25 protein-coding genes are annotated in these 26,263 nt (G+C 60.5%); 14 read left to right on the top strand and 11 right to left on the bottom strand.

Going from position 1 to position 26,263, the window contains the following annotated elements; genetic code table 11:
- Window positions 1-77 precede the first annotated feature (77 nt).
- The gene (locus AOA61_RS11085) at window positions 78-431 is read left to right on the top strand and encodes a YkgJ family cysteine cluster protein (protein WP_032884386.1); all 354 of its coding nucleotides are present in this window, start codon (window positions 78-80) and stop codon (window positions 429-431) included.
- Window positions 432-471: 40 nt separating this feature from the next.
- Here the strand turns inward: AOA61_RS11085 and AOA61_RS11080 are convergent, their stop codons facing one another.
- Window positions 472-960, bottom strand: coding sequence for an Lrp/AsnC ligand binding domain-containing protein (locus tag AOA61_RS11080; RefSeq protein ID WP_003176896.1), 489 nt, complete (start codon window positions 958-960; stop codon window positions 472-474).
- 156 nt (window positions 961-1,116) lie between these two features.
- On the opposite strand from AOA61_RS11080, the gene dadA reads away from it, so the two are divergent.
- From dadA to AOA61_RS11050, 6 genes are all read left to right on the top strand, one after another.
- Window positions 1,117-2,418 (top strand): D-amino acid dehydrogenase, encoded by a 1,302-nt coding sequence (gene dadA / locus AOA61_RS11075; protein ID WP_032884384.1) that lies wholly within the window; start codon window positions 1,117-1,119, stop codon window positions 2,416-2,418.
- A complete protein-coding gene (locus AOA61_RS11070; RefSeq protein WP_017135862.1) occupies window positions 2,390-2,743 on the top strand; it encodes a RidA family protein in 354 nt (117 codons plus the stop codon). Before dadA ends, AOA61_RS11070 begins: the two co-directional genes overlap by 29 nt.
- Before the next feature lie 80 nt (window positions 2,744-2,823).
- Window positions 2,824-3,897, top strand: coding sequence for an alanine racemase (alr, locus tag AOA61_RS11065; RefSeq protein WP_099601752.1), 1,074 nt, complete (start codon window positions 2,824-2,826; stop codon window positions 3,895-3,897).
- 116 nt (window positions 3,898-4,013) lie between these two features.
- On the top strand, window positions 4,014-4,562 hold the full coding sequence (locus tag AOA61_RS11060) for a cupin domain-containing protein (protein WP_003176893.1): 549 nt from the start codon (window positions 4,014-4,016) through the stop codon (window positions 4,560-4,562).
- Between the two features lie 181 nt (window positions 4,563-4,743).
- Window positions 4,744-5,157, top strand: a complete 414-nt coding sequence (locus AOA61_RS11055) for a cytochrome c5 family protein (RefSeq protein WP_032884380.1) — start codon at window positions 4,744-4,746, stop codon at window positions 5,155-5,157.
- Between the two features lie 137 nt (window positions 5,158-5,294).
- The gene (locus AOA61_RS11050) at window positions 5,295-7,217 is read left to right on the top strand and encodes an acetyl-CoA hydrolase/transferase C-terminal domain-containing protein (RefSeq protein ID WP_099601751.1); all 1,923 of its coding nucleotides are present in this window, start codon (window positions 5,295-5,297) and stop codon (window positions 7,215-7,217) included.
- A gap of 126 nt (window positions 7,218-7,343) precedes the next feature.
- Here the strand turns inward: AOA61_RS11050 and AOA61_RS11045 are convergent, their stop codons facing one another.
- Window positions 7,344-7,913 (bottom strand): xanthine phosphoribosyltransferase, encoded by a 570-nt coding sequence (locus AOA61_RS11045; RefSeq protein WP_003176890.1) that lies wholly within the window; start codon window positions 7,911-7,913, stop codon window positions 7,344-7,346.
- A 58-nt stretch (window positions 7,914-7,971) separates the two neighbouring features.
- Entirely contained in the window at window positions 7,972-9,981 is a 2,010-nt protein-coding gene (gene rep / locus AOA61_RS11040) for a DNA helicase Rep (RefSeq protein ID WP_095185200.1), read from the bottom strand.
- A 267-nt stretch (window positions 9,982-10,248) separates the two neighbouring features.
- Here rep and AOA61_RS11035 point away from each other — a divergent pair, with 267 nt between their 5' ends.
- Entirely contained in the window at window positions 10,249-11,922 is a 1,674-nt protein-coding gene (locus tag AOA61_RS11035; RefSeq protein ID WP_099601750.1) for a bifunctional diguanylate cyclase/phosphodiesterase, read from the top strand.
- Here the strand turns inward: AOA61_RS11035 and AOA61_RS11030 are convergent.
- Window positions 11,919-13,331, bottom strand: coding sequence for a NorM family multidrug efflux MATE transporter (locus tag AOA61_RS11030; RefSeq protein ID WP_032884376.1), 1,413 nt, complete (start codon window positions 13,329-13,331; stop codon window positions 11,919-11,921). The genes AOA61_RS11035 and AOA61_RS11030 overlap by 4 nt on opposite strands.
- Before the next feature lie 152 nt (window positions 13,332-13,483).
- Here AOA61_RS11030 and AOA61_RS11025 point away from each other — a divergent pair, with 152 nt between their 5' ends.
- Together AOA61_RS11025 and AOA61_RS11020 are read left to right on the top strand one after the other, a co-directional pair.
- The gene (locus AOA61_RS11025; RefSeq protein WP_032884375.1) at window positions 13,484-14,404 is read left to right on the top strand and encodes a LysR substrate-binding domain-containing protein; all 921 of its coding nucleotides are present in this window, start codon (window positions 13,484-13,486) and stop codon (window positions 14,402-14,404) included.
- A 177-nt stretch (window positions 14,405-14,581) separates the two neighbouring features.
- Window positions 14,582-16,558: a methyl-accepting chemotaxis protein gene (locus AOA61_RS11020; RefSeq protein ID WP_099601749.1), complete on the top strand. Its 1,977-nt coding sequence runs from the start codon at window positions 14,582-14,584 to the stop codon at window positions 16,556-16,558.
- A 3-nt stretch (window positions 16,559-16,561) separates the two neighbouring features.
- On the opposite strand, the gene AOA61_RS11015 is transcribed toward AOA61_RS11020, so the two are convergent.
- Together AOA61_RS11015 and AOA61_RS11010 are read right to left on the bottom strand one after the other, a co-directional pair.
- Entirely contained in the window at window positions 16,562-18,058 is a 1,497-nt protein-coding gene (locus AOA61_RS11015; protein WP_099601748.1) for a YifB family Mg chelatase-like AAA ATPase, read from the bottom strand.
- Between the two features lie 226 nt (window positions 18,059-18,284).
- Complete coding sequence (locus AOA61_RS11010; protein WP_032884370.1) at window positions 18,285-18,545, bottom strand: accessory factor UbiK family protein; 261 nt, start codon at window positions 18,543-18,545, stop codon at window positions 18,285-18,287.
- 421 nt (window positions 18,546-18,966) lie between these two features.
- Here AOA61_RS11010 and glnK point away from each other — a divergent pair, with 421 nt between their 5' ends.
- From glnK to sutA, 4 genes are all read left to right on the top strand, one after another.
- Window positions 18,967-19,305 carry a P-II family nitrogen regulator gene (gene glnK, locus AOA61_RS11005; protein ID WP_002555808.1) on the top strand — a complete coding sequence of 113 codons (339 nt, stop codon included), beginning with the start codon at window positions 18,967-18,969 and terminating at the stop codon, window positions 19,303-19,305.
- Between the two features lie 34 nt (window positions 19,306-19,339).
- Window positions 19,340-20,677 carry an ammonium transporter gene (locus AOA61_RS11000; protein ID WP_032884369.1) on the top strand — a complete coding sequence of 446 codons (1,338 nt, stop codon included), beginning with the start codon at window positions 19,340-19,342 and terminating at the stop codon, window positions 20,675-20,677.
- Window positions 20,678-20,888: 211 nt separating this feature from the next.
- The gene (locus tag AOA61_RS10995; protein WP_032884368.1) at window positions 20,889-21,314 is read left to right on the top strand and encodes a secondary thiamine-phosphate synthase enzyme YjbQ; all 426 of its coding nucleotides are present in this window, start codon (window positions 20,889-20,891) and stop codon (window positions 21,312-21,314) included.
- A gap of 102 nt (window positions 21,315-21,416) precedes the next feature.
- Complete coding sequence (gene sutA / locus AOA61_RS10990; protein WP_032884367.1) at window positions 21,417-21,743, top strand: transcriptional regulator SutA; 327 nt, start codon at window positions 21,417-21,419, stop codon at window positions 21,741-21,743.
- Between the two features lie 106 nt (window positions 21,744-21,849).
- On the opposite strand, the gene AOA61_RS10985 is transcribed toward sutA, so the two are convergent.
- Genes AOA61_RS10985 through lysA form a run of 5 tightly spaced genes read right to left on the bottom strand, consistent with a single transcriptional unit; the run spans window position 21,850 to window position 26,255 of the window.
- The gene (locus tag AOA61_RS10985; protein ID WP_032884366.1) at window positions 21,850-22,545 is read right to left on the bottom strand and encodes an HAD family hydrolase; all 696 of its coding nucleotides are present in this window, start codon (window positions 22,543-22,545) and stop codon (window positions 21,850-21,852) included.
- Window positions 22,542-23,441 (bottom strand): tyrosine recombinase XerC, encoded by a 900-nt coding sequence (xerC, locus tag AOA61_RS10980; RefSeq protein WP_099601747.1) that lies wholly within the window; start codon window positions 23,439-23,441, stop codon window positions 22,542-22,544. Before xerC ends, AOA61_RS10985 begins: the two co-directional genes overlap by 4 nt.
- A 2-nt stretch (window positions 23,442-23,443) precedes the next feature.
- A complete protein-coding gene (locus AOA61_RS10975; RefSeq protein ID WP_032884363.1) occupies window positions 23,444-24,160 on the bottom strand; it encodes a DUF484 family protein in 717 nt (238 codons plus the stop codon).
- A gap of 13 nt (window positions 24,161-24,173) precedes the next feature.
- Window positions 24,174-25,004: a diaminopimelate epimerase gene (gene dapF / locus AOA61_RS10970; RefSeq protein WP_032884362.1), complete on the bottom strand. Its 831-nt coding sequence runs from the start codon at window positions 25,002-25,004 to the stop codon at window positions 24,174-24,176.
- Window positions 25,005-25,007: 3 nt separating this feature from the next.
- Complete coding sequence (gene lysA, locus AOA61_RS10965) at window positions 25,008-26,255, bottom strand: diaminopimelate decarboxylase (RefSeq protein WP_032884361.1); 1,248 nt, start codon at window positions 26,253-26,255, stop codon at window positions 25,008-25,010.
- Between the last annotated feature and the right edge of the window lie 8 nt (window positions 26,256-26,263).

Raw genomic sequence — 26,263 nt, 5'->3', positions numbered from 1 at the left:
AACGGTCGGACGAAGCTGTCTGCGCAGGGCGTTTTGCGTCAGAATCCACGCCTATTTGCCGTTCGGTACGTGTTTCGATGAGTTGCAACAGTCAGAAAGTCAGCGCATTGCGCCGTCAGATTCCTTCGTTCGAGTGCGTCCCCGGTTGTCACGACTGCTGTGGGCCGGTGACCACATCGCCCGAGGAAATGTCGCGCCTACCGCGTAAGACCGCCGCCGAGCAGGACGCGGCCATGGACGAACTGAACTGCGTGCACCTAGGGCCCAACGGCTGCACGGTGTATGACGAACGGCCGCTGATCTGCCGGTTGTTCGGTACCACCTCGACCTTGCCGTGCCCTAATGGGCGGCGGCCGGTGGAGCTGATTCATCCTCGGGTGGAGAAGCAAATCCATGAGTACATGGCGAGCACCCGGCAAGTACTCGTCTAGCGGGTGTACTCGATCAAAATGCGCGAGGGCGTTGCGTCGGTTAGTCAGGAATCGGCAGGTTCAGGCTCTCTTTCACCTCTTCCATCACGATATAGCTCTTGGACTCCCGCACATGGGGCAGCTTGAGCAGAATGTCCCCCAGCAATTTGCGGTACGACGCCATCTCGGAAATCCGAGCTTTCACTAGGTAATCGAAGTCGCCGGACACCAGGTGGCATTCCAGCACATGGGGCAGTTTCAGTACGGCGCGGCGGAACTCTTCAAAGGTGTCGCCGGATTTGTAATCGAGGCTGATCTCGACAAATACCAGCAAACTGCCCTTCAAATGCTGGGGATTGAGCCGCGCGTTATAGCCCATGATGATCCCTTCACGCTCCAGCCGGCGGACCCGTTCGGTGCATGGCGTGGTCGACAACCCGACCTTTTCCCCCAGCTCTGTGAACGAGATACGCCCGTCGGTCTGCAGGATGCGCAGAATGTTGCGGTCGATCTTGTCCAGTTCCCGTTTGGTCTGGGTGTTGGTACGCATAGGGGATACGCCTCTGTGAAAAGGGTTTTTGCCGAGAATTGTCGCCAAATATAGGCATTTATATAGTGAAATGCACTGGTGATTGCTTTTTATACTGCGCCCATCATTGCTCGAATAACACACGTCAGCGGCTAAGCCCGCGATGAGGATATAAAAATGCGCGTTCTGGTCTTGGGTAGCGGCGTCATTGGTGTGACCAGTGCCTACTATTTGGCTCGGGCTGGCTTTGAAGTCGTTGTGGTCGACCGTCAGCCCGCTGCTGCCATGGAAACCAGTTTCGCCAACGCCGGCCAAGTGTCCCCAGGCTACGCTTCGCCATGGGCCGCGCCAGGTGTGCCGCTCAAGGCCATCAAATGGCTGCTGCAACGCCACGCACCGCTGGCGATCAAGGCCACGGCCGATATCGATCAATACCTGTGGATGGCGCAGATGCTGCGCAACTGCACCGCCAGCCGTTATGCGGTGAACAAGGAGCGGATGGTGCGCTTGTCCGAGTACAGCCGTGACTGCCTCGACGAGTTGCGCGCCGAGACCGGCATTGCCTACGAAGGTCGCAGCCTGGGGACTACTCAACTGTTCCGCACTCAGGCCCAGTTGGATGGCGCCGCCAAAGACATCGCTGTATTGAAAGAATCCGGCGTGCCCTTCGAACTGCTCGACCGCGCCGGCATTGCCCGCGTTGAGCCGGCCCTGGCCAATGTCACCGATATCCTCGCAGGTGCCTTGCGCCTGCCGAACGACCAGACTGGCGACTGCCAGATGTTCACCACCCGCCTGGCCGAGATGTGCAAGCAGTTGGGCGTGGAGTTTCGTTTTGAACAGGACATCCAGCGCCTCGACCGCGCCGGTGACCGCATCAACGGCGTGTGGATCGACGGCAAGCTGGAAACCGCCGACCGCTATGTGCTCGCGCTCGGCAGCTACTCGCCGAAGCTGCTCAAACCGCTGGGAATCAAGGCGCCGGTTTACCCGCTCAAGGGCTACTCGCTGACAGTGCCGATCACTAATCCTGCGATGGCGCCGACTTCGACCATTCTCGACGAGACCTACAAGGTCGCGATCACCCGTTTCGACAACCGCATTCGCGTCGGAGGCATGGCTGAAATAGCCGGTTTTGACCTGTCGCTTAACCCGCGTCGGCGTGAAACCCTGGAGATGATCGTCAACGACCTTTATCCTCAGGGCGGCGATCTGGCAACCGCCGAGTTCTGGACCGGCCTGCGCCCGACTACACCCGACGGCACACCAATTGTCGGTGCCACCCCGTTCAAGAATCTGTTCCTGAACACCGGCCACGGCACCCTCGGTTGGACCATGGCCTGCGGCTCCGGTCGTTTGCTGGCTGATCTGATGGCTAAGAAAACCCCGCAGATCAGCGCCGCAGGCCTCGATATTTCCCGTTACGGCAACCACCAGGAGTCCGCACAACATGTCAATCCAGCGCCAGCTCACCAATGAGCGCATGAGCCAGATCGTAGTCCACAGCGGTACCGTGTATCTGGCCGGGCAAGTCGGCGACGACATGAACGCCGGGATTGAACAGCAGACCCGTGAAACCCTCGCCAATATCGAGCGTTTGCTGGATTTGGCCGGCACCGACAAGACCAAGCTGCTGTCGGTGACGATCTACCTGAAAGACATCGACGCCGATTTCGCCGGCATGAACGCGGTGTGGGACAAGTGGCTGCCAAAAGGCGTCGCTCCGGCCCGCGCCACTGTCGAGGCCAAATTGTGCGAACCAGAAATCCTGGTAGAGCTGTCCGTCGTGGCCGCGCTGCCTTAAACAACGATCCCTCTCCCGGTGCCGAAGCTGTTGGTCGGTACCGGTTTTTTCTTCACTTAGCCGCCTAGAAGCCTGCCGCCATGCGTCCTGCCCGTGCCCTGATCGACCTCCAAGCCCTGCGCCACAACTACCAACTGGCCCGTGAAATTACGGGGGCCAAGGCCCTTGCCGTGGTCAAGGCCGACGCCTACGGCCATGGTGCCGTGTGTGTGGCCCAGGCGCTGGAAGCCGAGGCGGATGGGTTTGCCGTGGCATGCATCGAGGAAGCCCTGGAGCTACGTGCCGCCGGTATTCGGGCGCCGGTGCTGCTGCTGGAAGGTTTCTTCGAAGCCGACGAGTTGCCGCTGATCATCGAGCATGATTTGTGGTGCGTAGTGCATTCTTTGTGGCAACTGGAGGCGATCGAACAGGCCAAACTGAGCAAACCCCTGACCATCTGGCTCAAACTGGATTCGGGTATGCATCGCGTCGGCCTGCATCCAAAGGATTATCACGAGGCCTACCAGCGCCTGCTGGCCAGCGGCAAAGTCGCGAAAATCGTATTGATGAGCCACTTTGCTCGCGCCGATGAACTCGATTGCGTCAGCAGCAACGAGCAAGTCGCGGTGTTTGAGGCGGCGCGCCAAGGCCTGGCGGCCGAGGTCAGCCTGCGCAATTCGCCGTCGGTGCTGGGCTGGCCGAGCATGACCAGCGACTGGGTGCGCCCCGGCATCATGCTTTATGGCGCGACGCCGTTTGGCGAAGACCACACCATCGCCGCACGTCTGCAGCCGGTGATGACCCTGGAATCGAAAGTGATCTGCGTACGCGAACTGCCGGCCGGCGAGCCAGTGGGCTACGGCGCCCGGTTTATCACGCCTAAACCGATGCGTATCGGCGTGGTTGCCATGGGTTATGCCGACGGCTACCCGCGCCACGCGCCTACCGGCACGCCTGTGTTGGTGACTGGGCAGCGCAGCCAATTGCTGGGGCGCGTGTCCATGGACATGCTGTGCATCGATCTGACCGACGTCCCTGAGGCAGGTCTTGGCTCTACGGTGGAGCTGTGGGGCAAGAACATCCTCGCCAGTGACGTCGCGGTTGCCGCTGAGACCATTCCCTACCAGATCTTCTGCAACCTGCGTCGTGTGCCAAGGCTCTATTCCGGCGCTTGACCGTCAGGTACGAACACAGCTCCCTGGGATTTAGGCCCAAGTGTTGTAAATACTGAACGCTGTCGCCATGATAACGCTCAATTACAACAAAGCCTGAATCCTAGGAGGCTCCCGCATTGGACGTCGGCGAACGACTGCAATCCATCCGCAAGCTGAAGGGTCTTTCCCAGCGTGAACTCGCCAAGCGCGCGGGCGTCACCAACAGCACCATTTCGATGATCGAAAAAAATAGTGTCAGCCCCTCGATCAGCTCCTTGCGCAAGGTGCTGGGCGGCATCCCCATGTCCATGGTCGAGTTCTTTTCCGAAGAGATCCTCCAGGAAATACCGACACAGATCGTCTATAAAGCCAATGAGCTGATCGACATCTCTGACGGCGCCGTCACCATGAAACTGGTGGGTCGAGCGCACCCGAGCCGGGCCATCGCGTTTCTCAACGAGATCTACCCACCGGGCGCCGACACTGGCGAAGAAATGCTCACCCACGAAGGCGAAGAAACCGGGATTCTGGTGGAAGGTCGCCTTGAATTGGTGGTCGGTCTTGAAACTTTTGTGCTCGAAGCTGGCGATAGCTACTACTTTGAAAGTACCAAGCCCCATCGTTTTCGTAATCCGTTCGACGTACCGGCGCGACTAATCAGCGCAGCCACACCCGCGAACTTTTAAGAATAGAGGCGTCCTGCCAGCGTTGCAGAGACACCCGAGCTGTATTCCGCGAGGCTGAATCTCCCTTTATTTAATAGGGTTGTTTCGGCCCGGCGGGCTAACCGTTATACTTTCGCCGCCTGCGAAACCGTGGCCGCAGGCGTGAATAGCCACCATTGAGGGTGAACGCGTGAACCTAATTATGAAAATGCTGGCTGCACCAGCAACCGTATTGGCCCTATGGGCTGTGAGCGCACAAGCTGCGACCAATGATGATATTGCCAAGCGTCTGGAGCCGGTGGGCCAGGTCTGCGTCCAGGGCGAGGAATGCAAAGGCATGGAAGTCGCCGTGGCAGCGGGCGGCGGCGGCGGCGCGAAAACGCCGGATGACATCATCGCCAAACACTGCAACGCGTGCCACGGTACCGGCCTGCTGAACGCGCCGAAAATCGGCGACACCGCCGCCTGGAAAGAACGCGCCGACCACCAGGGCGGTCTCGACGGCATCCTGGCCAAGGCGATCACCGGCATCAACGCCATGCCACCTAAAGGCACCTGTGCTGATTGCTCGGATGAAGAGCTTAAAGGCGCGATCAAGAAGATGTCCGGCCTGTAACCTGCCGATCTTCGCCAAAAAAGCCGCTTACGAGCGGCTTTTTTGTGGCTGTGATTTACCCGTCGAGGCTGTTCTTTGCAGCAAAGACCCGGCAAGCTCGGTCCAACCCCTAATCATGGAATGTTCAGGAGGGTCGGATGGTGCAGTTGTGTTCAATCGAGCAAGCAGTTGACGACGTATTGGCGCGTTTGCCAGCGCATATTCACATGGGCATGCCGCTGGGCCTGGGCAAGCCCAATCTGTTCGTTAATGCGCTGTACCGGCGTATCGCCAAGCTGCCGGAGCGGGCGCTGACGATCTATACCGCGTTGAGCCTGGGCCGTCCGACAATGGGTGATGGCTTGCAGAAGCGCTTTCTTGAACCCTTTATCGAGCGAGTGTTTGGGGATTACCCGGAGTTGGAGTTTCTCGCCGCGCTGCACTCAGACAGCTTGCCGAAGAATATCCACGTGCAGCAGTTCTTCATGCAGCCCGGTAGTCTGCTGCACAGCACGTCGGCCCAGCAGGATTACGTCAGCAGCAACTACAGCCACGCCGCCCGCGATATCAACGCCGCTGGCCTGAACCTGGTGGCACAACTGGTCGCGAGCAGCGCGGAACACCCGGACCGCCTGAGCCTGAGCTGCAACCCCGACATCACCCTCGACCTGCTGCCCATGATCGCCAAGCGCCGTGAAGCGGGCGAAACCGTTTTGATCGTTGGGCAGGTTCACACCGATTTGCCCTACATGCCCGGCGATTCCGAGTTGGGCATGGACGTGTTCGACTACCTGATCGATGCTAAGGACAGCACCACACTGTTCTCCACGCCGAACATGCCGGTGGGGTTTCAGGACCATTTCATCGGCCTGCATGCCAGCACTTTGGTGCGCGATGGCGGCACCTTGCAGATCGGTATTGGCTCCATGGGCGATGCGTTGACCGCCGCCTTGCTGGCGCGCCAAGCCGATAACGAAGCTTACCGCCTGCTGCTGACGGATCTGGATGTGTATCAGTGGGCACCGCTGATCAGCCATGAAGGAGGTGTCGATCCCTTCGCCCGTGGCCTTTACGGTTGCAGCGAAATGTTCGTCAACGGCCTGCTGGTGCTGGCGGATGCGGGGATTATCCGGCGCAAGGTCTACCCGGATGTGGCCACTCAGGAACAAGCCAACGCCGGTTTGCTGGATGATGCGGCGCAGCCCGATGGGGTATCGATCCACGGTGGCTTCTTCCTCGGGCCACGCAGTTTTTACCAGCGTTTGCAGGAAATGACCCACGCCAAACGCCTTGAATTCAACATGACCCGCATCAGCTATATCAACGAGCTGTACGGCCAGGAAGAACTCAAGCGTTTGCAGCGCCAGGATGCACGGTTTATCAACAGCGCGATCACGGTGACGTTGCTGGGCGCAGGCGTGGCCGACCAGTTGGAGGACGGCCGCGTGCTCAGCGGCGTGGGCGGGCAATACAACTTTGTGGCTCAGGGGCATGCGCTGGAAGGCGCGCGCTCCATCCTGATCCTGCGCAGTTGGCGTGAGTCGGCGGGGGAGGTCAGTTCCAATATCGTCTGGGAGTACGGACACTGCACCATTCCCCGGCACCTGCGGGACATCGTCATCACCGAGTACGGCATTGCCGACCTGCGCGGGCAGACGGATGCCAAGGTCATTGAGGCGTTGCTCAACATCACTGACTCACGCTTCCAGGCCGACTTGATTGAGCAGGCGCAAAAGGCTGGCAAGTTGCCCAAGGATTTCCAGATGGATCCGCGCTTCACCGACAACACGCCGGAGCGGCTCCAGGGTATCCAGGCGCGGCATCGGCGTTTGTTCCCGGAGTATCCGCTGGGCAGCGATTTCACGGACGAAGAGCGGGATCTGTTGCGCGCATTGAACTGGCTCAAGAGCAAATTCAAGCTGACGGAAATTCTGGAGTTGGGCAAGGCGGCGCTGGATGCACCGGAGCCGGAGGCGTTTCCCGAGCACCTGAAACGGATGTGCCTGGATAAGCCGGAGGGGTTGAAGGAGGATCTGTATCAGCGCTTGTTACTCGCCGGCCTGCAGGCCACCGCGCACTAACAGACAATAGAGCGCAAATGTGGGAGGGGGCTTGCCCCCGATTGCCGTGTATCAGTCACCGAAAATATTGGCTGACCCACTGCTATCGGGAGCAAGCTCCCTCCCACATGTTAAGCGGTGTTGGCTTCAGATGAAGGTAACCACGCCACCGGCCAGCGATTTCACCCGCGCCAGCGACTCAACCCGATAACCCTGCGCATCCAGCTCTGCACGACCACCCTGGAACGACTTCTCAATCACAATCCCCAAACCGGCAACGGTCGCACCGGCCTGCTTGATGATCGAAATCAGCGCCTGGGACGCTTTGCCGTTGGCCAGGAAGTCATCGATCACCAGTACACGGTCGCTGCTGGTCAGGTGACGCGGCGAGATGGCCACGGTGCTCTCGGTTTTCTTGGTGAAGGAATACACCGTTGCCGACAGCAGGTTTTCGGTCAGGGTCAGGGACTGCTGCTTGCGGGCGAAGATCACCGGCACGCCCAGGTTCAGGCCGGTCATGATCGCCGGCGCAATGCCCGAGGCCTCGATAGTGACGATCTTGGTGATGCCCGAGTCCTTGAACAGTGCGGCGAATTCATCACCAATCAGCTTCATCAGCGCCGGGTCGATCTGGTGGTTCAAAAAGGCGTCGACTTTGAGTACCTGATCGGAAAGCACGATGCCTTCTTCGCGAATTTTCTTGTGCAGTGCTTCCACGGAAAGCTTCCTCTAATGGCGCGGTCTGCGCCGAAAGTAGATTAAAAAGTAGTCGATTCTAGCGCTTTAACATCGCGCGTATGTCCGCCAGGGCGGTGTTGCCGCGTACGGCTTTCACCTCGGTCGGGGTGTCGTCATTGCCTTCCCAGGCCAGGTCATCCGGCGGCAGTTCATCCAGGAACCGGCTGGGGGCACAATCGATGATCTCGCCGTATTGCTTGCGCTTGGCGGCAAAGGTGAAGGCCAGGGTCTGACGCGCGCGGGTAATGCCCACGTAGGCCAGGCGCCGTTCTTCCTCGATGGTGTCGGCTTCAATGCTGGAGCGGTGCGGGAGGATTTCTTCTTCCATCCCCATGATGAACACGTAGGGGAATTCCAAGCCCTTTGAGGCATGCAAGGTCATCATCTGCACACCTTCGGCGCCGTCTTCCTCTTCCTGCTGACGTTCGAGCATGTCGCGCAGTACCAGCTTGCCGATGGCGTCTTCAACGGTCATCTCGCCGTCTTCGTCTTTTTCCAGGGTGTTCTTCAGCGCTTCGATCAGGAACCAGACGTTGCCCATGCGGTAATCCGCAGCTTTGTCGCTGGAGCTGTTGGTGCGCAGCCAGTTTTCGTAGTCGATGTCCATGACCATGCTGCGCAGGGCGCTGATCGGGTCTTCGCCGGCGCACTGCTCGCGAACCTTGTCCATGAAGCGCTTGAAGCGCGCCAGGCGATCGGTGAAGCGCGTGTCCAAGTGCTCGCCCAGGCCGATCTCGTCGGTGGCGGCGTACATCGAAATCTTGCGTTCGGTCGCGTAGTTGCCGAGTTTTTCCAGGGTCGTCGAGCCGATTTCCCGGCGCGGCACGTTGATCACGCGCAGGAAGGCGTTGTCGTCGTCTGGGTTAACGATCAACCGGAAGTAGGCCATCAGGTCTTTCACTTCCTGGCGTCCGAAAAAGCTGTTGCCCCCCGACAGACGATATGGAATCTGGTGGTGCTGCAACTTCAGCTCGATCAGCTTGGCCTGGTAGTTACCGCGATACAGGATCGCAAAGTCGCTGTAGGGCCGATCGGTACGCAGGTGCAATGTGAGCAGCTCGACGGCCACGCGCTCGGCTTCGGCGTCTTCGTTGCGGCAGCGGATTACGCGGATCTCATCGCCGTGGCCCATCTCACTCCACAGCTGTTTTTCAAACTCGTGGGGGTTGTTCGAGATCAGCACGTTGGCGCAGCGCAGGATGCGGCTGGTGGAGCGGTAGTTCTGCTCCAACATCACCACTTTCAAGGACGGGTAGTCGACCTTGAGCAGCATCAGGTTTTCCGGGCGGGCGCCGCGCCAGGCGTAGATCGACTGGTCATCGTCGCCCACCACGGTGAACTGGTTGCGCTTACCGATCAGCAACTTCACCAGCAAGTACTGGCTGGCGTTGGTGTCCTGGTATTCGTCCACCAGCAGGTAGCGCACCTTGTTCTGCCACTTTTCGAGGATGTCGGCGTGTTCCTGGAACAGCTTGACCGGCTGCAGGATCAGGTCGTCGAAGTCCACCGCGTTGAACGCCTTGAGCGTGCGCTGGTAGTGGGTGTAGACGATGGCCGCGGTCTGTTCCTTGGGGTTGCGCGCGTTTTCCAGGGCCTCGGGGGGGAGGATCAGGTCGTTTTTCCAGGCGCCGATCATGTTTTTGATCTCGTCGACGCCGTCGTCGCCTGCGTATTCCTTCTGCATGATGTCGGTCATCAGGGCCTTGACGTCGGTCTCGTCAAAGATCGAGAAGCCCGGTTTGTAGCCCAGCCGAGCATGCTCCTTGCGGATGATGTTCAGCCCCAGGTTGTGGAAGGTACACACCGTGAGGCCACGGCCTTCGCCACCCTTGAGCAGGCTGCCGACGCGTTCTTTCATCTCGCGCGCGGCCTTGTTGGTAAAGGTCATGGCGACGATGTACTGGGCGCGGATGCCACAGCTCTGGATCAGGTGCGCGATCTTGCGGGTGATCACGCTGGTCTTGCCGGAGCCTGCACCGGCGAGCACCAATAGAGGGCCGCCGACGTAGTTCACGGCTTCTTGCTGCCGGGGATTGAGTCGGGACATACAGAATTCAGGGAGTCGTTGTTCAAAAGGGCGGGCATTTTAACAGGCTGGCAAGATTCTGCTGCTCTGGATCGACGGTGTGACGTACCACTCGATCTAAATTTGCCGGTTTTGCTACTTTGCCGCAGGATGTCGAGGCTTTTTGCGGTTAAAACAGCGACAAATGCTTACACCTGCGTATTTGATAACCCCTATCATTGGTCATTATCAGGCCGCACGTCATAATGCCCGCCGCCAACGAAACTTTGCAGAGTCTAGGGAGCTAGCTTGTCTACGCCTGTCGAACCCTTGCGTTTGCTGCTACTGGCCGATACGCCTGAGTGGGCAGCGTTGTTGCGCGAGTGCCTGGCGCCGATGGGCGATGGGGCTGTGCTGATCAGCGCGCCAAACTGGGACTCGGTGAGTCGTCTGTTCGAAGATGACACCGGCGCCGTGCTGTTGACCACGCCCAGCCTGCAACCTGGCCCTGGCCGTTGCAGCTTGTCGTGCGTGGTGTTGTTGGAGCAGGAACCGTTGGTTTCTCCGCTTGGCGTGAGTGATTGGCTGATCCGTGATGCATTGGACGCCGACACACTGCGCCGCTGCCTGCGCCATGTCCGTGAGCGCGGCTTGCTGGAAAACACCCTGCAACGCCTGGCCGAACAAGATCCGCTCACCGGTATCGCCAACCGCCAGGGCTTCCAGACCCTGCTGGCGGCGCGGCTCGCCGAGAACGAGGGTCGTGGCCTGGCCCTCGGTCACCTGGACCTCGACAACTTTCGCCACGCCAACGATGCCCTCGGCCACCAGGCTGGCGACCGTTTGATCCTGCAAGTGGTCTCGCGGCTCAAGAGCCAGCTCGAAATCGGCGACCAACTGGCACGCCTGGGCAGCGACGAGTTCGCTTTGCTGATTGACACCCGCCGCGCACCCCAGCGTGCAGAGTGGATGGCCGAGCGCATCACCGAAGCCATGGCCGAACCGTATTGGGTGGATGGCGAAAGCCTGCTGATCGGTTGCAGCCTGGGCGTGGCCCATGCCCGCGCCCGCGCTGGCGCCGACCCATTGATGTGGCACGCCCATATCGCCATGCAGCAAGCCAAGAGCACTCAAGGCTGCACCTTCCATATCTTCAACGAGCGCATCAACCGCAACGCGCGCAGCCTGGCCGACCTGGAAAGTGAACTGCGCCGCGCCTTGCGCCGGGATGAGTTGGAGCTGCACTACCAGCCGCGCCTGGACCTGGATGACGGCCACATTGTCGGCCTCGAAGCCCTGGTGCGCTGGCGCCACGGCGAGCGCGGCCTATTGCCGCCCAGCGAATTCGTCCCCCTGGCCGAACAGAGCGGTCTGATCGTGCCGTTGGGCTACTGGGTGATCTCCCGCGCCCTACGCGATATGCAGGACCTACGCGAGCGCGGCCTGCCGCCGTTGCACATGGCGGTCAACCTGTCATTCCGCCAGTTTCAGGACAGTCAGTTGCTCTCTACCCTCAGCCGGCTGATTGCCGAGCGCGGTGTGGAAGCGCAATGGCTGGAGTTCGAGCTGACCGAAACTGCCGTGATGCGCCGCAGCGATCTGGTCAAACAGACCATGGATGCCCTAGGGCGGCTGGGTGTGCGGTTTTCTTTGGATGACTTCGGCACCGGTTTCTCGTCGTTCGTGCACCTCAACAGCTTGCCGATTGCCTTGTTGAAAATCGATAAGAGCTTTGTCGGTGGCATGGAAGAGCGCGAAGAGAATCGCAAGCTGGTGCACGCGATGATCAACCTGGCGCACAACCTGAATCTGGAAGTGGTGGCTGAGGGCGTGGAGACTCCGGAGCAGTTGGCGCTGCTGAGGCTGTTTGGCTGCGATCAGGCTCAGGGTTACTTGATCAGCAAGCCGCTGCCGTTGCCGGAGTTGGTGGAATACCTGACATTCGGCAAGGGCCAGCAGACGCTCGCTGGCGAAGTGTTCTAATCCGGCTGAGTGGCCCGGAACCCTTGGCGGGTTTCGGGTACTGCACCTTCCAGACCAATCATGCGCTTCATCTTCGCTTCAAACGCCCAAGTCAGGCTTACAGCCGCACACGCCAGCCCCAGCGCCAATCCCCACCACACCCCGGTCGGCCCCCAGCCTAGGGTGAAAGCCATCAACCACGCCGAAGGCGCGCCGATTAACCAGTAGCAACCCAGGCCCACCAGGAAGGTGGTCTTGGCATCCTTGAGCCCACGGATGCAGCCCATGGCGATGGTCTGGACGCCATCAAACAGCTCGAACCAGGCCGCGACGGCCAGCAGGCTGACGGCAAGCACGATCACCTCGTGGAATGCCGGGTCGTCATGGTCGAGGAACAGGCCGATCAGCGGGTCGGAAAACAGCCACAACACCACGGCAAATCCCAACATCACCGCCGCGCCAAAACTGATGCCGACACGACCGGCCATGCGCGCTTGCAGCAACTGCCCGGCGCCATAGTGCTGGCCGATGCGCATGGTCACCGCATAGGACATGCCCGCTGGCACCATGAACGCCACCGAGACGATTTGCAGGGCAATCTGATGCGCCGCCAATTGCGTACTCCCCATGGTGCCCATGCACAGCGCGGCAAAGGCAAACAGCCCGACTTCTACTGCATAGGTGCCGCCAATCGGCAGGCCCAGACGCCACAACTCGCGCAAGTACTGGGTGTTGAGGCGCAGCAGGCCCGCGCTCAGCGGGTAAGCGGCGTAAGCGCGGTTGCTGCGGATGTACCACATCAGCGTCAGGGCCATGCCATTGGCGACGATGGCAGTGACCAGGCCAATGCCCATCAAGCCGAGCTTCGGCAGGCCGAACATACCTTCGATCAAGGCGTGGTTGAGCAGGTAGTTCAGCACCGTGCCGCCGAGGCTGATCACCATCACCGGAGTGGCCTTGCCAATGGCGCTGGTGAAGCCGCGCAAGGCCATGAAACTCAGGTAGCCGGGCAGGGCGAACGGCAGCATGGTCAGGAATTGCCCCGCCGACTGCACATTGGTATCGGTCTGGCCGAACATCAGCAGCACCGGCTTCAAGTTCCATAACAGCAGTGCCGCCGCCAAGGCCATCAGCCAGGCGAGCCAGAGCCCGGCCTGGGTCAGGCGAGTGGCACCTTCGATGTCGCCAGCGCCGTGACGGATTGCCACCAAGGTGCCCACGGCGGCAATCACTCCGATGCAGAAGATCGACACGAACGAATAGCTCGCTGCACCCAGGCCACCACCGGCCAGCGCTTCAGGGCTCAGGCGAGCCATCATCAAAGTGTCGGTCAGCACCATCAGCATGTGCGCCAACTGTGAGGCAATCAACGGCCCAGACAGCCGCAGAATGGCCCAGAGTTCGTTACGCGCTGGATGCTGCATGATCATCACACTCAGAAAGTCAGAGGGTTGGAGAGGGTTGGATTCTCGGCCCTCTCAGCTCATTGCACAAAGGGATAAAAGCGATCATCTACATGATTAAAACTCATGCCTGACTGATTCTGGTACGGTTTCGGCATCCTGCTGTCGGAGCTTTCCTCATGTCTCGTCGTCTTCCTCCTCTTTATGCCTTGCGTGCATTTGAAGCGGCCTCCCGGCATAACTCCTTTACCCGCGCCGCCGAGGAACTGTCGATTACCCAAAGTGCGGTGAGCCGACATATCCGCACGCTGGAAGAGCATTTCGCCTGTCGCCTCTTCCAGCGCAGCGGCCGTAACCTACAGCTCACGGAAGCGGCGCGCCTGCTGTTGCCCGGTGTGCGCGAGGGGTTCGCGGCGCTGGAGCGGGCCTGCCATACCCTGAACGCCGAAGATGACATCCTGCGCATGAAAGCGCCGTCGACCCTGACTATGCGGTGGTTGTTGGCGCGCCTCAGTCGCTTCCGCGCATTACAGCCAGGCAATGAAGTGCAATTGACCAGCGCCTGGATGAATGTGGATGAAGTGGATTTCAACCAGGAGCCTTTCGACTGTGCGGTGCTGTTGAGCTACGGGCACTTTCCGGCGGATTGGGAGGCCAGCTATTTGTTTCCTGAGCTGTTGATACCGGTGGGCGCGCCGAATCTGTTGGACGATGGCCCATGGGATGTAAATCGACTCGCCGGTGCCGAGTTGCTGCACCCCACGCCCGACCGCAGGGACTGGCGCAATTGGCTGGAGCGCATGGGGCTTTCGAATCAGGTTTCGCTCAAGGGTGGGCAGGTGTTCGATACCCTGGAGCTGGGCATGATCGCCGCCGCTCGCGGTTATGGCGTCTCCATGGGCGATCTGCTGATGGTGGCCGAGGATGTGGCGCAGGGACGTTTAAGCTTGCCGTTGCCGACGGCGGTAGCGAGCAGGGAAAATTACTATTTGGTGTGGCCGAAAACCCGTCCGGGCGGCGAGCGCTTGCGACGCTTGGCGGATTTCCTCCAGAGCGAAGTGCAGGCCATGGTTTTGCCCGATGTCGAACGGCTTGATTGAATAATTCTGGCTCTATCACGCAACCGTTTGCGTGATACCCCTGCGATTCGCTCAAGTATTGCAAAGCGCCGCCGAAGTAGGGGTGTTGGAACCATCGTGCACCAACGTTTCCCACCAGATAATTTGCCGAGCAGCGCTATGAGATCAGGATGATCCTGGCCTCGGCCAGGAGCTTTCATGTCTCAACCTCGCGCCCGGATCGCCTCGCAGTTAGGTCTTGCATTAGCCGTGATTTTGGCTGTCGTCATCAGCGGCAGTACTGTTTTCGCCTTGCGTTCCCTTGACTCCGCCAACCTCGATACCCGCGAGGAACACTTGGCCAGCGAGGCACGACTGCTGGCCGACCAACTCAATACCTTCCACAGCACGCTGCGCGAGAGCACCCAGCGTCTGACCGGATTGTTTGAAAAGCGCTTCAGCGCCGGGTTGCGTGTGCAGGCTGATCAAATGGTCGCGGTGGCTGGGGTCCAGACGCCGAGCCTGTTGCTGGGCAGCGAAGTGCTCAATAACAACTTCACTGAAGTCGATGAGTTCAAGCAGATGTCCGGCGGCGTGGCCACGGTGTTCGTGCGCAGCGGCGACGACTTTGTGCGCGTCAGCACTTCCCTGACCAAGCAGGACGGCAGCCGCGCCATCGGCACCGTGCTTGACCGCCAGGGTCCGGCTTACCAGCGCGTGCTCGGTGGTCAGGCGTATATCGGCCGCGCGGTGTTGTTCGATCGCTCCTACATGACCCAATACAGTCCCGTACGAGACAGCAGCGGCAAAGTGATCGCTGTGTTGTTCATCGGCTTTGACTACACCGACGCCCAGGCCGCGCAGTTTGAGAACCTCAAGCGCTTCCGCATCGGTCAGACCGGCTCCCTGGCGTTGCTCGACGAGCAGAAGCGTTGGCTGGTACCGCCCGCGGGTGTGCAGGCCTTGGATCAGTCGGTTGCGGTGATGCTGGACCTGGCCAAGACCCCAGGCAAAGGCCGCTTCTGGAGCGATAAGAACGAAGACTTCTACAGTGTTTCGGTACCGTTCGACGGCGGTCCTTGGGCCGTCGTCGCGAGCATGCCGAAAGCTGAAATCCGTGCAGTGACCTGGGCGGTCGGTATTCGCCTGGTGATCGGCAGCATACTGGCGATGTTGCTGGCGGTAGGCGCCACGGTCTGGTTGCTGCGCAGCAAACTGCAGCCGCTGAGTGATCTGGTGCGCCAGGCCGAAGCCTTGGGCGCGGGGGACTTGAGTGCGCGCCTCAACGTGTCCAGCCATGATGAAATCGGCCAACTGGCCCGCAGCTTCAACCAGATGGGTGAAGCGCTCTCGACCATGGTTTCCCATATCCGCAAGGCGGCCGAAGAGGTCAACAGCCGTGCACAGGCACTGTCCGGGTTATCCGGCGGGGCCTATGACGGGATGGAGCAGCAGTCTGGCGAAATCACCAGCATGGCTGGTGCGGTGGAAGAGTTCAGCGCCACTTCGCTGAATATCGCCGACAACATGGGCAACACCGAGCGTCTGGCTCAAGAGAATGCCCAGCAAACCCGCATCGGCCGCACCTCGATGCAGGAGGCGTCGTCGTCGCTGGAACATATCGCGACCGCGCTGAATAGCACGGCCACGGTGATCAATACCCTGGGCCAGCGCTCCCAGGAAATCGGCGGCATCGTCGGTGTGATCACCTCCATCGCCGAACAGACCAACCTGCTGGCGCTGAACGCCGCCATCGAGGCTGCTCGCGCAGGTGAACAGGGCCGTGGGTTTGCCGTGGTTGCTGACGAAGTGCGTAACCTGGCCTCGCGTACCCGCGAAGCCACCGATGAAATTTCCGGGATGATCCAGAGCATTCAGCGGGAAACCGGCAATGCCATCAGCACCATGGAGCACGGCAACACGCTGATGCAGGAAGGCCTGTCGCGCAACGCCGACGTGGCGTCGGCCCTGGCACGTATCGACGAGCAGAGCCGTTCGGCCGGTCAGCAGTTCGCGGCGATTACCACGGCGACTCAGGAGCAGAGCAGCACCGCGACATTGCTCAGCAGCAATTTGCAGAGCATCGCACTGGCCAACAGCGAGCAGCGGGAAGTGGTGTCGAACCTGGCGATTACGGCCAAGGAGCTCGAGACGTTGGCGGCGGGCTTGCGTCATGAGGTGGATCGCTTTCGCTGAGGCTCAATTGAGGGAGGCCGGGCGGTACTGCAAGGCCTCCTTCAAATGGTCCCGCGTGATGGCATCCACCTGATCCAGGTCCGCCAACGTGCGTGACACTTTGAGCAGCCGATGAGCCGCACGCAGCGACAACGTCAGTCGCTCGCAGGCGCTTTCCAGCCAGCCTTCATCGGCTTTCAAAAGTTGGCAGTGCTCACGCAACCTCGGTAGATCAAGGAAGGCGTTGGCACAGCCTTGGCGCTGTTGCTGACGCTCCCGAGCATCTGCCACCTGGGCTGAGGCCGTTGCCGTCGTATCTCCAACCTGCTGGGTTGGATTCAGCGCAGTTGTTTCCCGCGCCACGGTGAGGTGCAAGTCAATCCGATCCAGTAACGGTCCAGACAGCTTATTGCGATACCGCTGGACCTGCTCCGGTGTACAGCGACAACGCCCAGTGGGTTCGCCCATATACCCGCAAGGGCAGGGGTTCATCGTTGCCACCAGTTGAAAACGCGCTGGGAAACTCACGCGGTCGCGGGCACGGGAAATCACGATATGCCCTGACTCCAATGGCTCACGCAAAACCTCCAGCACCTTGCGATCAAACTCCGGTAACTCATCCAGGAAAAGCACGCCATGATGCGCCATGGTGATTTCCCCAGGCTGCGGTTTCGATCCACCGCCCACCAGTGCGGGCCCTGACGCAGAGTGGTGCGGCTGGCGAAACGGCCGGTGCGGCCAATGGCTCAGCGGTGCGAGGCTGACCACCGACTGAATTGCCGCCACTTCCAGGGCCTCCTGCTCGCTCAGCGGAGGCAGCAAACCGGGCAAGCGGCTGGCAAGCAAGGTCTTGCCGGTGCCCGGTGGCCCGCTGAACAGAAGGTTATGTGCGCCCGCTGCTGCAATCAACAACGCCCGCTTGGCGGAGAGTTGGCCTTGCACTTCGCTCAAATCCGGGTAGGGCTTGTTCAGGTACAACAAACCATCGGATTTATAGGGCTCAATCGGCACTTGTCCATTGAGGTGCGCCACCACCTGCAGCAAGTGATCCACGGCAATCACCTTCAGCCCCGACGCCAGGCAAGCTTCCTCTGCATTCGCCCGCGGCACTATCACGGTGCGCCCAGCCTTGCGCGCCGCCAAAGCGGCTGGCAACACACCTTTGACCGCACGCACTTCGCCGGACAACGCCAACTCACCCAGGCATTCAATGTCATCGAGCATCAACGCTGGCACCTGCACACTGGCGGCGAGGATCCCCAGTGCAATCGCCAAATCAAAACGCCCGCCGTCCTTGGGCAGGTCGGCGGGCGCGAGGTTGAGCGTGATGCGGCGCGAGGGGTATTGCAGGGCGGAGTTGAGGATGGCGCTGCGTACTCGGTCCTTGCTTTCCTTGACGGCGGTTTCGGGAAGGCCCACCAGCGTGAGGGACGGGAGACCGTTGGCCATGTGCACTTCGACGGTGACGGCTGGGGCTTCTACGCCGATCTGGGCGCGGCTGTGGACGATGGCGAGGGACATGCTCGTTCCTTGAGTGGGAGGGCCGCTTCCTGCGGGTTTTTCAAGGGTAGACGAGGGGTGAGGCTAGCGAGGGAGGGAGGTTTTACAGAACGTATCCAGAGAACGGCGCAGAACAAATGTGGGAGGGGGCTTGCCCCCGATAGCAGTGGGTCAGTTGATAAATATGTCACTGACCCATCGCCATCGGGAGCAAGCCCCCTCCCACATTTTGGCCTCGTTGCGTCAGTTACTCGGCCGTTGGGATTAGCCGCGCTTCCAGTTCAGCCACCTTCGCCTCCAGGCTCTCCAGCCGCGCACGCGTGCGGGCCAGCACCACCATTTGGCTATCAAACTCTTCCCGGCTCACCAGGTCGAGCTTGCTGAAACCGCTTTGCAGCAAGGCCTTGAACTGGCTTTCGATTTCATTGCGGGGCAGAGGGGTTTCGCCGCTGAACAGGCGAGAGGCGTGGCCGCTCAGGGCGTCGAGTAGGTCTTTGGGCGCGAGCATGGGAAATATTCCGGAAACTGTTGGCGGGCAGTGTATCACGCAGCGTCTATAGTCTTTTTCGCGGCCTGCAGCGCACGCTTTTCGCGCATCGGGCTGTGCGACGGCGCACTGTTTTCGTGCGCATTGCAGCTGCCAAATAGTCCTGTGGGTGAGGTTAAGTGGGCAAAGGACTGATTTCAGTGATTTTTACGGAGCTGGCAAGGTTTCTGCTTAGACGATCATGACCCATGCACTGATGCAGTCGCTGTGACGAATGCAGTGCGCCGACGGATCAGGGGTACAGGTTTCGTCACCAGTGGTTCGCTGGCGTCGCAAAGGCAACTGCCCTTGCGACGATGCGTTACAAAGCCAGGCACTGCGCTTAGACTTGAGACGGGTTTGTTTTCCTGGGGCAAGTCCACCAATTCGGGAGAGAGTTTTCATGAAGCTAGTCACTGCCATCATCAAGCCGTTCAAGTTGGACGATGTACGCGAGTCGCTGTCCGAGATCGGCGTGCAGGGCATTACCGTTACTGAGGTCAAGGGCTTCGGTCGGCAGAAGGGTCACACCGAGCTGTATCGCGGCGCGGAATACGTAGTCGATTTCCTGCCGAAGGTGAAGATTGATGTCGCCATTGACGACAAGGATCTTGACCGGGTTATCGAAGCGATAACCAAGGCCGCCAACACCGGCAAGATCGGTGACGGCAAGATCTTCGTGGTCAATCTGGAACAGGCTATTCGCATCCGTACCGGCGAAACCGATACCGACGCAATCTAAGCCGCCAAACCCCAACGCCCCAGGAGAAAACAATATGACTCTGCGTAAATTCGCAGGGCTCGGAGCCCTGTTGTCCATCGTAATGCCAAGCCTGGCCATGGCGGCAGACGAAGTGGCTGCTCCAGTCCTCAACTCTGGCGACACCGCCTGGATGCTGACCGCCACCGCACTGGTGCTGTTCATGACCATTCCCGGCCTGGCGCTGTTCTACGGCGGCATGGTCCGCTCCAAAAATATTCTGTCGGTGATGATGCAGTGCTTCGCCATCACTGGCCTGATCAGCATCCTGTGGGTCGTCTACGGCTACAGCATTGCGTTCGATACCACCGGTATGGAACAGGGTGTGGTCAACTTCAATTCCTTCTTCGGCGGCATGGGCAAGGCGTTCCTGGCGGGTGTGACCCCAGCCAGCATCACCGGGCCTGCGGCGTTGTTCCCGGAAGCGGTGTTCATCACCTTCCAGATGACCTTCGCCATCATCACCCCGGCGCTGATCGTCGGTGCCTTCGCTGAGCGTATGAAGTTCTCTGCGATGCTGATCTTCATGGGCATCTGGTTCACCCTGGTTTATGCGCCAATCGCGCACATGGTCTGGAGCGGCAACGGCGGCCTGATGTGGGACTGGGGCGTGCTGGACTTTGCCGGCGGCACCGTGGTGCACATCAACGCCGGTGTGGCTGGGCTGGTGGCGTGCATCGTGCTCGGCAAGCGTAAAGGCTTCCCTACCACTCCGATGGCACCGCACAACCTGGGTTACACCCTGGTGGGCGCGGCAATGCTGTGGATCGGTTGGTTCGGCTTCAACGCCGGCTCCGCTGCTGCGGCCAACGGCACTGCTGGCATGGCGATGCTGGTCACTCAGATCGCTACCGCTGCTGCGGCGTTGGGCTGGATGTTCGCCGAGTGGATCACTCACGGCAAGCCAAGTGCACTGGGCATCGCCTCGGGCGTAGTCGCTGGCCTGGTAGCTGTTACACCAGCCGCCGGTACCGTTGGCCCGATGGGCGCTCTGGTAATCGGCCTGGTGGCCGGTGTGGTCTGCTTCTTCTGCGCGACCAGCCTCAAGCGTAAGCTGGGCTACGACGACTCCCTGGACGCATTCGGCGTGCACGGTATCGGCGGCATCGTCGGTGCGATCCTCACAGGTGTATTCGCAGCCCCTGCTTTGGGCGGCTTCGGCACCGTCACTGACATCGCGGCTCAAGTCTGGATCCAGTGCAAGGGTGTTGGCTTCACCGTGATCTACACGGCGATCGTCACCTACGTCATCCTCAAGGTGCTCGATATGGTCATTGGCCTGCGTGTTACCGAAGAGGAAGAGGCTGTCGGCCTCGACCTGGCGCAACACAACGAACGCGGCTACAACTTGTAAGTGCGCGTAAAAAAAATGCCCGGCTTGCCGGGCATTTTTTTGCCTGGTGTTTGTCAGTCGTAAGACGCTGTGCCGGTTTTTGCGCAAAGTTTGTGATCGGCCGCACACGGCACTTTTCAGTGTGCGAATGTCTTACAGGCACGTAGGCGTATTCGGCACTTTGTTTTTTCCCAGAGCGCGCTAGAATGCGCGCCGATGGGCGGAGAACTCTATGTGGCAACAGACCCTGATTACCCTGCGGGCCAAGCCCCGGGGCTTTCACTTGGTGACCGATGAGTTGCTTGCCGGCTTGCCTGAATTGAAGGCGTGTCGTGTGGGCCTGTTACACCTGTGGTTGCAGCACACCTCGGCTTCTCTGACCGTCAACGAGAATGCCGATCCGGCGGTTCGCCGTGACTTCGAACGTTTTTTCAACTTGCTGGTGCCGCAAGGCCGTGCCGGGTTCGAACACAATGACGAAGGTCCGGATGATCTGCCGGCGCACTTCAAGGCCAGTCTCCTGGGCTGCCAGCTGAGTTTGCCGGTCAAGGCCGGCCGCTTGGCGATGGGTACCTGGCAAGGTGTTTATCTGGGCGAGCACCGTGATCATGGCGGTGCTCGTAAAGTCCTCGCCACCTTGCACGGTGACGGGGCGTAAGCCACTGGTTATCCAGTGGATGTTGATTTTTCCCTGGCGGCCTCGACAGAGGGCGAAGCTGGGCTATAACTAATCTGCTTTTCGCAAGTCATGAGGTAGAACATGAGCGACGATGATCTGGAAAACGACGAACTCGAAGTAGGTGACGAAGACGACACCGAAGAAGGTCTTGAAGCAGCAGCGGAAGACGTTGCGGACGACGATGGTGGCGATGATGCGCCTGCCCCTGCGGCCAAAGGCAAAGCCAAGGCAGCTGTTTCGGTAGATGAATTGCCGAGCGTTGAGGCCAAGAACAAAGAGCGCGATGCTCTGGCCCGTGCGATGGAAGAATTCCTCGCTAAAGGCGGCAGAGTGCAGGAAGTCGAGGCTAACGTGGTGGCAGACCCACCCAAGAAGCCGGATAACAAGTACGGCAGCCGACCTATCTGAGGTCAGTCACCTGCTTGTAAGAAAAAGCCCGCCGTCGCTGCGGGCTTTTTCATGCTTGCTGATTTATTTGAGCTTCGTGGTGATCCCCATATTGGGATCTCTAGTACTACTGCCACTTGCGGAGTAATTCCGGCAGCTCCGTAAGGCTACGAATCTCCGCGTCGGGGCGTTTATCCCCCTCCCACACCTTGGCGCTGGGGTTAAACCACACGGCCCGCAGCCCCGCCTGCTGCGCCCCCGCAATGTCGTCCCCGGGATGGTCGCCAACATGCACCGCTGCGCTGGCATCCACTCCGCCGCGTTGCAGCGCTTCCTGGAACAGCCGCGCATCCGGCTTGGCAATACCAATATCTTCAGCGCGCAGCGCAAAGTGAAAGTAGTCAGCCAGGCCCACACGCTGCACATCGGCATTGCCATTGGTGATCACACCCAGCAGAAAGTGCTGGCGCAGCGCTTGCAACATCGGCTCGGCTTCAGGGAAGGGAGTGAGCTGATGACGGGCGTGAATGAACGCCTCGAAGCACACGTCTGCCATTTCCGTGGCTTGCGGCTGTGGATATCCGGCCTCCTCGAAGGCGTGCATCAGCACCCGGTGGCGCAACACGCTGATGCGGTGTTTGAGCTCCGGATGACGCTGCAGCACCTGTTGGCGCAGGCTGGCGAAATGCTCCAGTGGCAGGTCGCCGACGTTGGGGGCATGCACGACCAGCCATTCGCGCATCGACGCCTCGGCGCTGATGATGACGGGTACGTTGTCCCAGAGTGTGTCGTCCAGGTCGAAGGTGATCAGCTTGATACTCATGAGTCGCCGCCCTTGATGCGTTTGGCCCGTGGATGGGCGCTGTCGTACACCGTTGCCAGGTGTTGGAAGTCCAGATGGGTGTAGATCTGCGTGGTCTTGATATCGGAGTGGCCCAGCAACTCCTGCACGGCGCGCAGATCCTGGGACGATTCCAGCATATGGCTGGCAAAGGAGTGCCGCAGCATATGCGGGTGCAGGTTTTGACCCAGTTCGCGCTCCCCGGCGGCTTTGACCCGCACCTGAATAGCCCGCGGCCCCAGTCGCCGGCCTTGCTGGCTGATAAACACGGCGTCGTCCGCCGGGTTGGCCAACGCCCGCAGTGGAAGCCAGAGTTGCAGGGCTTCGCGGGCCTTCCTACCCACCGGCAGGACGCGGGTTTTGCTGCCCTTGCCGAGTACTTGCACCAGGCCGTCTGCCAGGTCCAATTGGTCTAGGTTCAGGCCAGTGAGTTCCGACAGGCGCAGGCCCGAGGAATAGAAAAGCTCCAGGATCGCCTGGTCGCGGTGGGCCAGGAAGTCATCCTCTACGGCGCCATCAAGCAATTGCAAAGCGCGGTCGGTATCCAGGGTCTTGGGCAGGCGCCGTTCGCCCTTGGGCGGAGACAGGCCGTTGGCCGGGTCGTGGTCGCACAGGCCTTCGCGGTTGAGGTAGTGATAGAGCCCGCGCACAGCCGACAGCAGGCGAGCGAGGCTGCGCGAGGATTGGCCCGTCTGGTGCAAGCGCGCGATCAGGCTGCGCAGGCTTTGGATATCCAAGGCCTTCCAACTGCTGACCTGCTGTTTTTCGCAGTAGGCCAGGACCTTGTTCAAGTCCCGCCGGTAGGCTTCCAGTGTGTGGGGCGACACCTGGCGCTCGTTGCGCAGGTGAGCGCAGTAAGCGTCCAGTTGCCGTTCCATGGCTAGCGCACCGCGCGCAGGGCGGTGGTGAAGCGCGGCAGGACGCGGCCCAACACTTCGGCGATATAGGTCAGGAACAGCGTGCCCACCGAGCTTTTGTAGTGCGCAGGATCACGGCTGGCGATAGCCAGCACGCCATGCAAGCCTTGATGGCTGAGGGCGACCACAGCTGTGGAGCCGATCTCCTTGAGCTGTTCGGGACCAAACAGGAAGTCCAGCTCATGCTCGCGCAAGGTGCCGCTGATGGTCTTGCCTTCGGACAACAGGCCGCCAATCGCGGTCTGTGCGTCGCTGCCGCTGACCCAGCGGCCTACAGGCATCGGGTTGTCGCTGAATAGGATCAGGCTGACAAATGGCACTTGGAAGTCCTGGCGCAGGCTGTCTTCCACGGCGATCACGGTTTCTTCCAGGCTGGTGGCGTCCATCAGCGCAAGGATCAGGCGACGGGTTTTGTCGAAAAGGCGGTCGTTGTCGCGGGCGACGTCCATCAAGTGCGAGAGCTTATGACGCATCTCGATATTGCGCTCGCGCAGGATCTTCATCTGTCGCTCCACCAGCGACACGGTGTCGCCGCGCTGGTGGGGGATGCGCAGTGCCGGCAGCAGTTCTTCGTGCTCGACGAAGAAATCCGGATTCGCCTCAAGGTACGCCGCGACAGCAGCGGCCTCCAGACTTTCGCTCGGGGTTGCGGGTGCGGGTACTTGAGGCTTATCGGTCATTAGCTTGGCTCACTCATAGACGGACCTGTCCTTCGTATACACGCGAGGCCGGCCCGGTCATCAGCACCGGGTGGCCAGGGCCTGCCCATTCGATGGACAGGCGTCCACCGGGCAGGTCGATCAGCAGCGGCGAATCCATCCACCCCTGGCTAATCGCGGCCACGGCAGCGGCGCAAGCACCGGTGCCGCAGGCCTGGGTTTCGCCGGCGCCGCGTTCCCACACACGCAATTGCGCGCGGGAACGGTCGATCACCTGCAGGAAACCCACGTTGACCCGTGCCGGAAAGCGCGGGTGGTGTTCGATCTTCGGCCCCAGTTCATGTACGGGGGCATTGTTGATGTCGTTGACCCGCAACACAGCATGGGGGTTGCCCATGGAGACGGCCGCCAAGTCGACGATCTTGCCGTCGACATCGACTGCGTAGCTGGTGGCCTGCTCGCTGGCCTGGAAGGGAATATCCGCTGGCACCAAGCGCGGCGCGCCCATGTTGACGCTGATTTGGCCGTCGCTGCGAATATCCAGCTCGATCACGCCGCTCTTGGTCTCGACGCGGATCTGGCGCTTAGCGGTCAGGCGCTTATCCAGCACGAAACGCGCGAAACAGCGCGCACCGTTGCCGCACTGTTCCACTTCGGAACCGTCGGAGTTGAAGATCCGATAACGGAAATCCACCTCCGGGTTGCTTGGCGCCTCGACGATCAGCAATTGGTCGAAGCCAATCCCTGTATGCCGGTCGCCCCACTGTTTAGCGTGCTTGGGCAGGATGTGCGCGTGCTGGCTGACCAGGTCGAGGACCATGAAATCATTGCCGAGCCCGTGCATCTTGGTAAAACGCAGCAGCATGGCTTACTCCGGCAGCAGGCTTTCGCCAGCATACAACTCGGCTACCGTCTCGCGGCGACGCACTTCAAACGCTTGATCACCGTCCACCAGTACCTCGGCGGTACGGCCGCGGGTGTTGTAGTTGGAACTCATGACAAACCCGTAGGCACCGGCCGAATGCACGGCCAGCAGATCGCCTTCCTCCAGCGCAAGCTGACGATCCTTGGCGAGGAAGTCGCCGGTTTCGCAGATCGGGCCGACGATGTCATAGGCGCGAGCTTCGCTGTCGCGAGGCGTCACAGCGGTGACATTCATCCAGGCCTGGTACAGCGCCGGGCGGATCAGGTCGTTCATCGCCGCGTCGACGATGGCGAAATCCTTGTGCTCGGTGTGCTTGAGGTACTCGACCTGGGTCAGCAGCACGCCGGCGTTGGCGACGATGTAGCGGCCCGGCTCGAACATCAGCGTCAGGTCGCGGCCTTCGATGCGCTCGCGCACGGCCTGGATATAGTCGGCAATCAGCGGCGGCTCTTCATCGCGATACCGCACGCCCACGCCGCCACCGAGGTCGATGTGGTGCAGGTAGATGCCGCATTCGCCCAGGCGATCAATCAGCGCCAGCAGGCGGTCGAGGGCATCTAGGAACGGCGGCAGAGTGGTCAGTTGCGAACCGATGTGGCAGTCGACGCCCAGCACTTCCAGGTTCGGCAACTGCGCGGCGCGGATATACACGTCCTCGGCGTCAGCAATGGCGATGCCGAACTTGTTCTCTTTGAGACCGGTGGAAATGTACGGGTGGGTGCCAGCATCGACGTCCGGGTTGACGCGCAGGGAGATCGGCGCGCGTACGCCCATTTCGGCGGCTACGACCTGCAGGCGCTCCAGCTCGTCGGTGGATTCGATGTTGAAGCAATGCACACCGACTTCCAGGGCACGGCGCATGTCTTCGCGGCTCTTGCCGACGCCGGAGAACACGATCTTGTCAGCCTGGCCACCAGCTGCCAGTACCCGCTCCAGCTCGCCACGGGAGACGATGTCAAAACCAGCGCCCATACGCGCCAGGACATTCAGTACACCCAGATTGGAGTTTGCCTTGACCGCGTAGCACACCAAGTGCGGTACGCCGTCCAGTGCGTCGGTGAAGGAGCGGTATTGAGCTTCGATGTGAGCGCGTGAGTACACGTACGTCGGGGTACCAAAGCGCTGGGCAATCGCGGACAGCGCCACGCCTTCCGCGAACAGCTCGCCGTCCCGGTAGTTAAAAGCGTCCATGGAGCTCC

The sequence above is a fragment of the Pseudomonas sp. 2995-1 genome, from assembly GCF_002742505.1.
GTDB classification, from domain to species: domain Bacteria; phylum Pseudomonadota; class Gammaproteobacteria; order Pseudomonadales; family Pseudomonadaceae; genus Aquipseudomonas; species Aquipseudomonas sivasensis.
Note: the sequence above shows the minus strand (reverse complement) of the source record. Positions and strands in the feature narration are given on the sequence as shown.

Excerpts from the sequence above, each read along its gene's own strand:
- AOA61_RS10975 (WP_032884363.1), bottom strand. The coding sequence starts at position 24,160 with ATGACCGATAAGCCTCAAGTACCCGCACCCGCAACCCCGAGCGAAAGT.
- glnK (WP_002555808.1), top strand. The coding sequence starts at position 18,967 with ATGAAGCTAGTCACTGCCATCATCAAGCCGTTCAAGTTGGACGATGTA.
- sutA (WP_032884367.1), top strand. The coding sequence starts at position 21,417 with ATGAGCGACGATGATCTGGAAAACGACGAACTCGAAGTAGGTGACGAA.
- AOA61_RS10985 (WP_032884366.1), bottom strand. The coding sequence starts at position 22,545 with ATGAGTATCAAGCTGATCACCTTCGACCTGGACGACACACTCTGGGAC.
- AOA61_RS11020 (WP_099601749.1), top strand. The coding sequence starts at position 14,582 with ATGTCTCAACCTCGCGCCCGGATCGCCTCGCAGTTAGGTCTTGCATTA.
- AOA61_RS11015 (WP_099601748.1), bottom strand. The coding sequence starts at position 18,058 with ATGTCCCTCGCCATCGTCCACAGCCGCGCCCAGATCGGCGTAGAAGCC.
- xerC (WP_099601747.1), bottom strand. The coding sequence starts at position 23,441 with ATGGAACGGCAACTGGACGCTTACTGCGCTCACCTGCGCAACGAGCGC.
- lysA (WP_032884361.1), bottom strand. The coding sequence starts at position 26,255 with ATGGACGCTTTTAACTACCGGGACGGCGAGCTGTTCGCGGAAGGCGTG.
- AOA61_RS11055 (WP_032884380.1), top strand. The coding sequence starts at position 4,744 with ATGAAAATGCTGGCTGCACCAGCAACCGTATTGGCCCTATGGGCTGTG.
- AOA61_RS10995 (WP_032884368.1), top strand. The coding sequence starts at position 20,889 with ATGTGGCAACAGACCCTGATTACCCTGCGGGCCAAGCCCCGGGGCTTT.
- AOA61_RS11030 (WP_032884376.1), bottom strand. The coding sequence starts at position 13,331 with ATGATCATGCAGCATCCAGCGCGTAACGAACTCTGGGCCATTCTGCGG.
- AOA61_RS11000 (WP_032884369.1), top strand. The coding sequence starts at position 19,340 with ATGACTCTGCGTAAATTCGCAGGGCTCGGAGCCCTGTTGTCCATCGTA.
- rep (WP_095185200.1), bottom strand. The coding sequence starts at position 9,981 with ATGTCCCGACTCAATCCCCGGCAGCAAGAAGCCGTGAACTACGTCGGC.
- AOA61_RS11080 (WP_003176896.1), bottom strand. The coding sequence starts at position 960 with ATGCGTACCAACACCCAGACCAAACGGGAACTGGACAAGATCGACCGC.
- alr (WP_099601752.1), top strand. The coding sequence starts at position 2,824 with ATGCGTCCTGCCCGTGCCCTGATCGACCTCCAAGCCCTGCGCCACAAC.
- AOA61_RS11070 (WP_017135862.1), top strand. The coding sequence starts at position 2,390 with ATGTCAATCCAGCGCCAGCTCACCAATGAGCGCATGAGCCAGATCGTA.
- AOA61_RS11025 (WP_032884375.1), top strand. The coding sequence starts at position 13,484 with ATGTCTCGTCGTCTTCCTCCTCTTTATGCCTTGCGTGCATTTGAAGCG.
- AOA61_RS11010 (WP_032884370.1), bottom strand. The coding sequence starts at position 18,545 with ATGCTCGCGCCCAAAGACCTACTCGACGCCCTGAGCGGCCACGCCTCT.
- dapF (WP_032884362.1), bottom strand. The coding sequence starts at position 25,004 with ATGCTGCTGCGTTTTACCAAGATGCACGGGCTCGGCAATGATTTCATG.
- AOA61_RS11050 (WP_099601751.1), top strand. The coding sequence starts at position 5,295 with ATGGTGCAGTTGTGTTCAATCGAGCAAGCAGTTGACGACGTATTGGCG.
- AOA61_RS11085 (WP_032884386.1), top strand. The coding sequence starts at position 78 with ATGAGTTGCAACAGTCAGAAAGTCAGCGCATTGCGCCGTCAGATTCCT.
- dadA (WP_032884384.1), top strand. The coding sequence starts at position 1,117 with ATGCGCGTTCTGGTCTTGGGTAGCGGCGTCATTGGTGTGACCAGTGCC.